Origin of the sequence: Oceanobacillus bengalensis, assembly GCF_003628445.1 — a bacterium.
GTDB lineage: Bacteria > Bacillota > Bacilli > Bacillales > Amphibacillaceae > Oceanobacillus > Oceanobacillus bengalensis.
Window position 1 is genome coordinate 1 of record NZ_RBZO01000054.1, and the last position, 11,078, is coordinate 11,078.

At 35.8% G+C, this 11,078-nt stretch carries 10 protein-coding genes; 3 read left to right on the top strand and 7 right to left on the bottom strand.

Annotated elements, in window-relative coordinates; genetic code table 11:
- Positions 1-145 precede the first annotated feature (145 nt).
- From D8M05_RS19250 to D8M05_RS19270, 5 genes are all read right to left on the bottom strand, one after another.
- Positions 146-1,720, bottom strand: a complete 1,575-nt coding sequence (locus tag D8M05_RS19250) for a bifunctional metallophosphatase/5'-nucleotidase (protein ID WP_121134681.1) — start codon at positions 1,718-1,720, stop codon at positions 146-148.
- A 527-nt stretch (positions 1,721-2,247) separates the two neighbouring features.
- Positions 2,248-3,045 carry a phosphonate ABC transporter, permease protein PhnE gene (gene phnE / locus D8M05_RS19255; protein WP_121134683.1) on the bottom strand — a complete coding sequence of 266 codons (798 nt, stop codon included), beginning with the start codon at positions 3,043-3,045 and terminating at the stop codon, positions 2,248-2,250.
- Positions 3,045-3,860 (bottom strand): phosphonate ABC transporter, permease protein PhnE, encoded by an 816-nt coding sequence (phnE, locus tag D8M05_RS19260; RefSeq protein WP_121134685.1) that lies wholly within the window; start codon positions 3,858-3,860, stop codon positions 3,045-3,047. Before phnE (D8M05_RS19260) ends, phnE (D8M05_RS19255) begins: the two co-directional genes overlap by 1 nt.
- Positions 3,857-4,633 (bottom strand): phosphonate ABC transporter ATP-binding protein, encoded by a 777-nt coding sequence (phnC, locus tag D8M05_RS19265; protein WP_121134687.1) that lies wholly within the window; start codon positions 4,631-4,633, stop codon positions 3,857-3,859. Before phnC ends, phnE (D8M05_RS19260) begins: the two co-directional genes overlap by 4 nt.
- 103 nt (positions 4,634-4,736) lie before the next feature.
- The gene (locus D8M05_RS19270) at positions 4,737-5,696 is read right to left on the bottom strand and encodes a phosphate/phosphite/phosphonate ABC transporter substrate-binding protein (protein WP_121134689.1); all 960 of its coding nucleotides are present in this window, start codon (positions 5,694-5,696) and stop codon (positions 4,737-4,739) included.
- 278 nt (positions 5,697-5,974) lie between these two features.
- Here D8M05_RS19270 and D8M05_RS19275 point away from each other — a divergent pair, with 278 nt between their 5' ends.
- Together D8M05_RS19275 and D8M05_RS19280 are read left to right on the top strand one after the other, a co-directional pair.
- Positions 5,975-6,391, top strand: a complete 417-nt coding sequence (locus D8M05_RS19275; RefSeq protein ID WP_183072869.1) for a YppG family protein — start codon at positions 5,975-5,977, stop codon at positions 6,389-6,391.
- 175 nt (positions 6,392-6,566) lie between these two features.
- Positions 6,567-7,277: an alpha/beta hydrolase gene (locus tag D8M05_RS19280; RefSeq protein WP_121134693.1), complete on the top strand. Its 711-nt coding sequence runs from the start codon at positions 6,567-6,569 to the stop codon at positions 7,275-7,277.
- A 39-nt stretch (positions 7,278-7,316) separates the two neighbouring features.
- On the opposite strand, the gene D8M05_RS19285 is transcribed toward D8M05_RS19280, so the two are convergent.
- Together D8M05_RS19285 and D8M05_RS19290 are read right to left on the bottom strand one after the other, a co-directional pair.
- Positions 7,317-8,174: a DegV family protein gene (locus tag D8M05_RS19285; protein ID WP_121134695.1), complete on the bottom strand. Its 858-nt coding sequence runs from the start codon at positions 8,172-8,174 to the stop codon at positions 7,317-7,319.
- A gap of 16 nt (positions 8,175-8,190) precedes the next feature.
- Positions 8,191-9,102, bottom strand: coding sequence for a DMT family transporter (locus D8M05_RS19290; RefSeq protein WP_121134697.1), 912 nt, complete (start codon positions 9,100-9,102; stop codon positions 8,191-8,193).
- Positions 9,103-9,448: 346 nt separating this feature from the next.
- On the opposite strand from D8M05_RS19290, the gene cshA reads away from it, so the two are divergent.
- Positions 9,449-10,924, top strand: a complete 1,476-nt coding sequence (gene cshA, locus D8M05_RS19295; RefSeq protein WP_121134699.1) for a degradosome RNA helicase CshA — start codon at positions 9,449-9,451, stop codon at positions 10,922-10,924.
- Positions 10,925-11,078 lie beyond the last annotated feature (154 nt).

Here is an 11,078-nt window from a genome sequence, read left to right on the forward strand (position 1 = left end):
GTGGCCATTTCCAAAACTGGGCAATGGTTATGAACCAACTACTCCTTCATGATAATCTAAAAGAACGGGTTTTAAAGTATCTTGAGTAAGTTTTAATTTACACACTTTATTTGACAAACCCGAAAAATTAGTTCAAACGTTTGTTTTAATTACAATATACAACAAAATTCTTTCTTACATATGCTTCAATCGTTTTATTTTTCTCGAAATATGCTCGGATAAGCTCGACAGCATCTTTTTGAATTTCCTTTACTACCGTTTTGTTTTGAAACATTTTGTAATTGCCCCCGCCTGATGCGCGGTAATTATTTAATACAACCCGATATTTTTGATTCTCACCTAAACGTTCTCCGTGATACGAAAGGTTTTCAATTCTTGTTCCAATTGGTTTTGCTACATTTATTTTGTAGTCTATACCTTCCCACATATCGTAATTGTAATGCTGAGGTTTGGGTGCCTCGAATACAGGGTTAACGGTGATTTCACCATTGCTACCGGCTTCAAAGTATTCTGCACTTTTCTCTAGTGCAGTTTTTATATCACAGCCTGAAAGCTCCAATACGATAAGTGTGTTCGGATACATATAATTTGAAACAATATCCCGCATTGTTACAACAGAATTGAAACCTTTTGAGCTATTATTTAACAGAGAAGTGACTGAGATATCTACTCCACTTGCATCCACCTGTACATCTTGGATAAATTGAATAAAAGGATGCTTATTTATTCTTGCCATAAGCGGATCATGAATGGTCATGTCACCATTAATATATCCAATAGGTTGATCAAGCCAGTTTTGTGTTGATGATTCTAGATCATTCATGTATGTTAATAGTTTTTCATCAGCATCAACATCCTCTAATGAACGAAGATGTGCTTCCTTTTGTACTACCTGCCATTTATCAGTCTTTTCTAGGGTGATTTGTATCTCGCCATATGCTTGACCATTGTTTCCTGGCTGAATAATTAGTACATCATTGATGATTCCTGTTAGCATTCGGTGCTGGTGGCCAGTAAGTAAAATATCGATGCCCTCAATTTCAGTACACATTTGATATCCCTGGTTCTCGCCGCTTAAGCTTTCGGTTGGCTCACCAGTCTCAATATCTTTTTCAAATCCACCGTGATAGGAAGCAATTAATACATCAGGCCTCTCATTTTTGCGAATATACTGAACCCAATTCTTCAACGTAGAAAAAGCATCTTTAAAAGTAAGTCCTTTAATATGATTCGGTGATTCCCAGTTTGGAATGTAGTGTGTGGTGACTCCGACAATTGCTACTCTGATTCCGTCTTCCAATGTTTTTATTATGTAAGGTGGACCAAACTGTGGTTTTCCTGTTTCCGTATTAATAATGTTTGCTGACAACCATGGATAATTCGATTGTTCAATAGCATCAGCTAATATTTGCTCTCCGAAATTGAATTCGTGGTTTCCAATAACACCAGCATCAATATTGATTTGATTCATAATGCCAATCATTGGATTTTCTTTATCTGTATGTTCTTTTACGTAGTGAGTCATAAGTGGTGTGCCTTGGATTAAATCGCCATTGTCGAGAACAATAACGTTTTCGTTGTTCTGACGGGCCTTTTTAACAGCAGTTGCATATTTAACAAGGCCCGCGTCAACTTTCTTATTTGTACCATAAAGAATAGGCATGGCATTTCCGTGGATGTCACTCGTATACAGCAAGGTAATTGTAGATAAATTCTTCAAAGTAATGCATCCTCTCTATGTAAATAAGATGGGGCTGGGACAAAACTAAAACCTTTCAATCAAAAAACGAATATTATAGCATAGGAATCTTCGAATGTTAATTTCTATAATTGAATATTAATTCATAGTTGATGTAAAGTGTAGATATATTTAATTCAGAATTGTTTTAAGCACTCCGTTCCGGAAAGACACTTCGCTTTCCACGGGCGGCTGGTGAGCCTCCCGTAGGAGTCTTCGTGTCTTTCCTCCACTAAGCTCCTGCTCTACTGGATTTCCACTAAAAAAACGATGCTTTTGCGAGGAAAAACTGCCCAGAACGTAATTTTATGTTCGATAGCTTTAATAACATCTAGAGCACTCAATATAGCGTAGGCAGAATGCGTAGACTGATATGAACGAAACTGTCAAATTAAATAGATCCGAAGTCTATACAAAGTCTTCCATTAATTTGAATTTAATGGAGGATTTAAACTCATAGTTCGGATTTTTCTTTACTAAATTTCTTTTGTCCCAGCCTCATAAGTATGTTAGACAATTTTATTTCTAATTTTAGAAGAAGCAAAGTCGATAATAGTAACGACTACAATAATTGCCAGTAAGATCATTCCCATTTCATTCCAGTTCCGATTGTTCGATGCGAAGATGATCATTGTACCAATACCTCCAGCACCTACAATACCTAGGATGGATGAAGCACGAATATCTACTTCAAAACGATAAATAGCATAGGACAGGAATTCAGGAATAATCTGTGGCATAACCGCATAGAACAGAATCTGTATTTTATTTGCTCCATTCGCTTGCATGGCTTCAACAACTTGCATATCGATGGATTCAATAATTTCTGAGAACATTTTCCCCAGCATACCTGTTGAACCAATCGCGATGGCTAGTACACCAGCGAAGGCATTTGGACCAACAGCAACGACAAAAAGAATTGCTAAGATTAAATCTGGAAAAGCACGTACAGCAGATAAAATCCACTTTCCTATTACAGAAAGATATTTGCCCATCATATTGTTTGCGGCTAAAAATGCTAAAGGCACCGATAGAAGTGCAGCCATTAAGGAGCCGGCAAAAGCAATAAATACTGTTTCTAGCATAGAAAGTGCAACTTCTCCAGCTGCTGACCAATCTGGACTAAATAGACGAGGTATTACTCTTTGAAAGTTATTGAGTGCTCTTTCTATAGCACGTCCCCAGTCAATGTCAATACTTGTAAAGGTCCATAGATATAATGCAATAACTAAAATAGTAATAACGATTACCTTAATCTTTTTAAATAATGAATTCTTAGGTTTAGGAGGGAGTATTAGATTTTCCATTAGATTAGGGCCTCCCTTAGTTTATTACTAATATATTCAATAATAATAACAACTACAAAAATAACAATGATAATTGCCATGGCATTCGGATAGTTATAGAACCCTAATTGTTGATTTAATATAAGTCCGATACCACCTGCACCTACATAACCTAATACGACTGATGCACGTATGTTAATTTCGAAAACGTATAGTACTAGGGATGTATATTGTGGTAAAACCTGTGGCACAAGTGCATACCAGATAACTTGAAGCGGGTTTCCTCCAGAAGCACGCATCGCCTCTAATGGGTTCATATCAACAGATTCTATGGTTTCTCCAACTAATTTAGCTAATATTCCTAAGGAGAAGATTACTAAAGCCAAAATACCCGGGAATAAACCAATGCCGAATAATCCTACAAAGATTACCGCCAATACTAGGTCTGGAATCGTACGTAAAAGATTTAAAAACGTTTTTGTTACATAGTAAATAGGTTTAAATGTTGTTACATTTTGTGCTGATAATATAGCTAAAGGTATGGTTAAAATCGCTGCAACGGTTGTTGCAATAATAGCCATTTGAATCGTCTGAATCATTGGGTCCAAAAGTGCTGGAAGAACTGCAAAGTTTGGAGGGAAAAACTTCTCGATAACCGTATACATGTTCCCAAGTGCTCCACCAATGCCGCCAACCATCTCTCTTTGTGTCCAATACATACTAAACAGGTATATACCGAGTATTACAAGAAAAATAAAGGTAACCTGTTTCTTCGTCCTAGATGGATAAATCGATGGTACTTTCTTAGGAGTTAATGAACTGTTTTCTTTTGTCACGATTCATTTGCCCCCCCACGCATATCATCCTCGCGAATGGAGCGACCATAGATTTCTTCAAATGTACGTTCAGAAACCTCAGATACAGGTCCATCAAATACAACCTCTCCAGCACGCATACCGATAATTCGATCCGCATATTCCATTGCCATATCGATAAAGTGAAGGTTAACAATAGTAGTAATATTGTCTTCTTTATTGACTTTCCTTAAGTAAGTCATTACCTGATGTGATGTTGGTGGGTCAAGCGATGCAACAGGTTCATCAGCTAAGATGTATTTTGGTTGCTGTGTAAGAACACGTGCAATACTAACACGTTGTTGTTGTCCACCACTTAGTTCATCCGCGCGGTTATATATTTTTTCATCGATATTAACACGTTGTAAGCTTCGATATGCTAGACTAATATCTTCCTTACTATATAGATTTAAAATGGAACGTAATGTTCCTGTATGTCCTAAACGACCAGCTAAAACATTTTTTAAAACATTAGATCGTTTGACTAAATTATAGTTTTGGAAAATCATGCCAGTTTTTGTACGGAGTTTTCGTAAATCTTTGCCATGAAATTTTAATATATCTTCATCATCTATTAGAAGAGAGCCTGAGGTTGGAGTTACTAGTCGATTAATACTGCGAATAAAAGTAGATTTTCCTGCACCAGATAATCCAACAATGACGACAAACTCTCCGTCATTTATTTTAACGTTAACATTCTTTAATCCTTGAGTCCCATTTGGGTATACAAGATTAACATCCTTGAATTCTATCATTCTATGTATCCTCCATTGATATGCTTATGTAATTATTTACAGTAGATTTATAGTAAGTCAGGAAAAAAAGGGGAGGTAATCTCCCCTTACTGGTTAATCAATATTAAAGTTCAATGTTATCCTTGAATTTAGCATACGTATCTTTAACTACTTGATATTCTTCGTCACTAGCTTCGTCGATTGCATCCCAGTTATAAACTTCATTCATGATTTTAATCATTTCATCGTCTTCATTGAAAGAAAGGAATACATCTTTAATTTTTTGAACAAATTCATCATCAAGTTCTTTTGTAACAGAAATTGTGTCATTCGGAATTTCTTGTGTGTAATCTAAGATAGTTAATTTGTCCATGACATCTGGGTATTCTTCTTCAAGTTCTGTACGAACATCATCAAAAGTTGTTGCTACGTCAGCATCACCATTATAAACTGCAAGTGCAGAGTTATCATGTCCACCAGATTGTACTGTTCCACTAAAAAATTCAGTTTCTAATTCAGCAGCTGTATCATAGCCGAATTCTTCCATTAATTCATTTGCCGGGAATAGGTATCCTGATGTAGAGCCTTGGTCACCATAAGCCCAAACTTTACCTTCTAAATCTGCAAGGGTTTCAATACCAGAATCAGCACGCACGACGTATTGTGCTTTATATGTACCTGAATCATAACGAATGGATTTAAGAATTACTTCGACGTCATATTGTTCGTTTGCTAAAACATAGCCGAATGCAGGGATAAATCCAACTTGTACTTGGTTAGCTCCCATAGCTTCAACTAAAGCATTATAGTTAGTCATTACTTGACCTTGAACTTCAATTCCTAATTCTTCTCCTAATCGTTCTGCTAGAGGTTCAATTGTATCAGCAATTGTATCTGAATCCTGTGATGGTACAAATCCAATAACTAATGTTTCAGGAATCATTCCTTCGCTTTCTTCTGCTTCACTAGCTGTATCGTCCGTTCCTTCTACTCCGTTACTTGTATCTGTGTCATCAGATCCACCACATGCTGCTAGAACAAGTGCTAATGCAAGTACTAGCATAAGACTAAATAATTTTTTCATCTTATCCCTTCTGTGTATTTAGAAAATATAGTATCTTTCCTATTTATTAAATACTATTTTGGCGAAAATTGCTAGTACATTTTTGTGCTTTTACAGATAATTTACATACATTATCTTTATATTTGTCGAAAAATGTTTGTCTTTTGTTATGAAATCTAATAAGTATTAATTGCTGAAATACTTGTTTATATAAAAGCCTCTCAACAAATATCGGGATACACACTTTTATGCAAGCAATCATATTTTATAATAGGTATGAATATAAAGAGGTGTTATTTATGATGCAAAGAAATCATTATTATCAAACTCCTCGTCCACATCCAAATTATCGCTCTTTTATGCCTTATGAATACTATGGTCAAGCGTTTCATCAAGATGTACCAATACAGGACTATCCTTCCCAGTTTCAGCAAAATCCGAATCAAACGCCCTACGATTATTTCCAAAAGCCAGAGCAACCAATGAATTGGCCAAATAACACACCATATGATGTTGAACAACCAATGGGACAAGAAATGAATCAACAAGCGAATATGCAGCAGCAACCAAATCTAGCTTCGCAATTTCAAAAGGATGGTGGACAATTAGATTTTGATAAAGTTTTAACCACTGTAGGACAACTGGCAAGTACCTATCATCAGGTAGCTCCGATTATTCAGCAATTCAATGGTTTCTTAAAAAGCTTTAGAGCATGAAGCTGATTAAAATCAGCTTCTACTACAAAATCGGAAAAGCCCAAATCAGTAATTCGTTTTTAAAATTTTAGCTAATAAATTCTCGAATAATAGAGAGGATAAGAATGCATAGCAGCTATAAAATAACTGTTAAAATTTAAAAACATTCAATTCTCACAAGAGCGAGGTGATTCTTATGATTGGATGTTTGGTTATTCATGGGTTTACTGGCGGACCATATGAAGTAAATCCATTGGCAGATTATCTAAAGGAAAGAACAGATTGGCATATTGAGATTCCTACATTGCCTGGTCATGGTACGGAGCTTGATTTAAAAGGAGCCTCTTACAAGGAATGGATAACCGCAGCGGAAACTGCATTAAATAGGATGAGAAAAGAGTATGATAAAATATATTTAATTGGTTTTTCAATGGGAGGAATGATTGCTGCCTATTTAGCGGCAAAATATAGAATAGATAAGCTTGTATTACTATCTGCTTCGAGAAAATACTTATCAGTCAAACAAATTGCACTTGACATTGGAATGGTTGTTGGAGATGGCTTTAAGGGAATATTAAACAAGAACAAACTATACTTACATTATAAAAATAAGCTTGGAATGGTACCAATGAAGGCAAATATTGAATTTATGAAATTAGTTAAGTATACAAGACCATATCTTAAAAAGGTAAAGGTTCCTGTACTCATTGCACAGGGTCAGCAAGATGGTATGGTACCGTACAAGACCGTTTATTATCTTGACAAGGAAATCGATTCAAAGGAAAAGGAAGTTGTTCTTTTTGATAGTTCTCGCCACCAAATTTGTCTTGGTGATGACAAAGATACGTTAAATCATATGGTTTATGATTTTCTTTGTAGTCGAAGTAAGGAAATAGAAGTACATTAAATAAAATAAAAGGAAATCGGTCAAGACACCGATTTCCTTTTATTTATCTTTAAAGAAGGAGATAACGAGTGCACCTTCACCACCATATGTTGAAATTAATGGTCCAGTATCTGTGAGGTAAGCATCCTTAAAAGCATATTTCTCTCGGATTTCAGAAAGAACCTTTTTTGCACGGTTTTCGTCATTACAATGTGTCATCGAGATAATTTTATCTTCAAAATCCTTCGTGTATTCACCTATTTGATCAATAAATTTTCTAATTGATTTCTTGTCACCACGAACTTTCTCTGTTACTTCAATTGTTCCTTCATCACTAGCACGCATTAACAATTTAATATTAAGTGTTTTGGCAATTGTTCCTTTTACTTTATCCAAACGGCCGCCTAGAACTAAATTTTCTAATGTTTTTAAAACAAATAGTGTTGTTGTTTGTTCTACTCTTTCAGTTAGATGGTTAGCAAGATTTAAAAGGTCGTATCCTTCTTTTATCTTTTCACCAGCCTCATGTAATAAAAGCGACATACCGCATGAAGCAGTCTTTGTATTGATTATTTCTATTTTTCGGTTAGGCTCTTCTTCAAGAAGCATCTTTTTGCCTGTTACTGCATTTTCATAGGTAGAGCTTAAACCAGCCGAAATGCTTAACATAAGGATGGGGGTATCTGGATCTATCTCTTTATACGCTTCATAATAATCGCTTGGACTAGGTGCTGCTGACCTTGGTAATTCTTTTAATTGTTTTACTTTTTGATGATAGCCAGCTAAATCTAATGTAACTCCACTTTTGTACCCGCCATCGCTAAAGTGTAAGTATAAAGGTACGATTTTAATGTCTAATGCTTCTTGTAAACGTTTTGGAATATCAGCACCACTATCTGTCATTAATTGAATATTCATGTATTCACCTACTTTTTTAGTCTCTTATCTTTTTTGATATTGTAACACTGGATTTACGAGATGTACTTAAAATCAATAAAAATAAACCGAAAACTACAATTGTTCCACCAAGAACTTGAGACCCTGTGACCGTCTCATTTAAAATAAGGTACGCAAGGATTGTTGCCCCAATGGGTTCAAAGATAATGGCCATCGAAACGGTTGCAGGACTAAGCCATTTATGTGCCCAATTAAATAACGATTGGCCAAGTAAGGTTGGGATAATGGCTAAGGCAACAAAAATTGCCCAATATTCTATAGGATAATGAATAAAGGAGTGTTGCATGATTAAATTATAGAAAAATAATGTGATTGAACTTACGCCATACACAATGAAGGTATATGTCATTAATGATAATTTGTTTCTGGTTTGTTGTCCAAGTATAAGGTATGCAGCCATTAAGATTGCCGCGAGTAAAGCAAGAATATCACCGAAAAGTGCCGTTCCACTTTTGAGAAAGTCTACCCATCCGATAATAACGCTTCCAAGAATAGCGATAATAATGCTGATGATCGTACCCTGAGAGAATCTTTCCCCAAAGAAAAAGTAAGTTAAGATAAAGGCAAATAGTGGTTGCATGGTTACTAGTACAACAGAACTCGTGACGGAAGTATAGTTTAGAGACTCAAACCAAAGAATAAAGTGAATGGCTAAAAACACACCAGCAAAACACAAGAGGGTCCAATTTTTCTTATTAATTGATTGTAATTCATGCCGGTATTTCGTAAAGATAATCGGAGACATGATGAGTACTGCAAATAGCAACCTATAATTCGCTATAATTGCTGCCGGAGCACCATCTGCTAACTTAACGAAAACAGCTGCTGCTGATACGGAAATCACACCAATTACTAGTGCTATATATGGATTAAACGGAGGGATCCGCATAAAAGACCTTCCCTTTCTCTGTTTAATGAGACAATGAATAGATTTATTTTAACATGCTAGTTAAGAAAAATCACTTACTGTCTAGTGGATATCATGAACTTAAGTGTGTTATGATATAACTTGCATAGTTATTGAGGCCTCTTACCAATTTCTGGTGACGCCGTTTTTATACTTTACCAATCGGAAAAAAAGATTTTTGATTCGATTTTTTAAATCTTCTATTCAATACATGATATGTGTTTACCTTTTATCAAGGCTGGAAAAACTATTTAAAAAAATAAAGTATGAGAAAAATATAGGGCCTCTTTTGCGAAAAATTTTCACAAAAAAAGGAGTAGACAATTAGGTGACTACATTTAACGAACTAGGTGTTTCAACCCAAATACTAAAAGCATTGAATTCAATGGGATTTGAGGAGTCAACACCGATTCAAGCACAGACCATTCCACTTGCTCTAGAAGGCAATGATGTTATTGGTCAAGCACAAACAGGAACAGGAAAAACAGCAGCATTCGGTATTCCAACAATTGATAAGATTGATGCGAAACTAAGAAAAATCCAAGCACTTGCAATTGCACCGACAAGAGAACTTGCAATTCAAGTTGCAGAGGAATTAAATCGTTTAGCTAAATTTAAAGGAATACGAGCTTTAGCAATTTACGGTGGGCAGCATATGGATAGACAAATTCGTGCACTAAAAGACGGTCCACAAATCGTTGTTGCAACACCAGGTAGGCTTCTCGACCATATGAGAAGAAGAACGATTAATATTAGCAATGTACAAATTGCTATTTTAGATGAAGCAGATGAAATGCTAAACATGGGCTTTATTGATGATATTCGTGAAATTCTAAAAGGAATGCCAGAAGATAGACAAACATTACTATTCTCAGCAACAATGCCGAAGGAAATTCGTGATATTGCAACCCATTTAATGAAGGAACCAAAAGAAGTTAAAGTAAAGGCGAAAGAAATGACGGTAGAAAATATCGATCAATTCTTTATTGAGATACCAGAAAAGCACAAATTTGAAACATTAAATAATCACCTGGATATTAACTCTCCAGATTTAGCGATCGTATTTAGCCGTACCAAGAAACGTGTAGATGAAATAACAGAAGGTTTACAAGCTAGAGGATATCGTGCAGAAGGAATCCATGGTGATTTAACGCAAGGTAAACGTATGTCTGTTTTAAACAAATTTAAAAACGGGCGTGTCGATGTACTTGTAGCTACAGATGTTGCTGCACGTGGTTTAGATATTTCTGGTGTTACACATGTTTACAATTTTGACATTCCTCAAGACCCAGAAAGCTATGTACACCGAATCGGTCGTACGGGTCGTGCGGGTAGAACAGGTGAAGCAATTTCATTCATCACACCGCGAGAAATGGCACAGTTACACTTGATTGAAAAAGTTACAAAAAGTAAAATGAAACGTTTGATGCCTCCAACAAATAAAGATGCACAAAGAGGTAAACAACAGGTAACAATTGATAAGTTGCAAAAGACAATTAATCAACAGGAATTGAAAGATTATCATGAAGCAGCAAATGAATTGCTACAAGAAAATGATTCTATCACAGTAATTGCTGCAGCTTTGAAAATGTTAACAAAAGAACGCAGAGATACACCAGTACAAATTTCTTCTGTTGCACCTATTAGTGTTAAGAAAGCACAAGGTAGCGGAAGATCAAATAATAAACGTTATTATGGTGGGCGTAATCAAGGTGGAAGAAACCAAGGTGGCAACCGCAATCAAGGTGGAAGAAACCGTAAAGGTAAATTCCAAAACAGCCGTAACCGTAATAATAGTAAATAAGCCTTATAATAAAAAGCTCCTAAATTTAGGAGCTTTTTGTGCGACGGGCAGTTGCACAAGGTGCTGACATCAGCGCCTATTTCTGTTTCTTTTCAGGACAGAGACGACACTGAGGTGTAACGACTGGAAGAAAGAGAGAAACAGAATTTCCAGA

Excerpts from the sequence above, each read along its gene's own strand:
- phnE (WP_121134683.1), bottom strand. The coding sequence starts at position 3,045 with ATGGAAAATCTAATACTCCCTCCTAAACCTAAGAATTCATTATTTAAA.
- D8M05_RS19275 (WP_183072869.1), top strand. The coding sequence starts at position 5,975 with ATGATGCAAAGAAATCATTATTATCAAACTCCTCGTCCACATCCAAAT.
- phnC (WP_121134687.1), bottom strand. The coding sequence starts at position 4,633 with ATGATAGAATTCAAGGATGTTAATCTTGTATACCCAAATGGGACTCAA.
- D8M05_RS19290 (WP_121134697.1), bottom strand. The coding sequence starts at position 9,102 with ATGCGGATCCCTCCGTTTAATCCATATATAGCACTAGTAATTGGTGTG.
- D8M05_RS19285 (WP_121134695.1), bottom strand. The coding sequence starts at position 8,174 with ATGAATATTCAATTAATGACAGATAGTGGTGCTGATATTCCAAAACGT.
- D8M05_RS19270 (WP_121134689.1), bottom strand. The coding sequence starts at position 5,696 with ATGAAAAAATTATTTAGTCTTATGCTAGTACTTGCATTAGCACTTGTT.
- D8M05_RS19280 (WP_121134693.1), top strand. The coding sequence starts at position 6,567 with ATGATTGGATGTTTGGTTATTCATGGGTTTACTGGCGGACCATATGAA.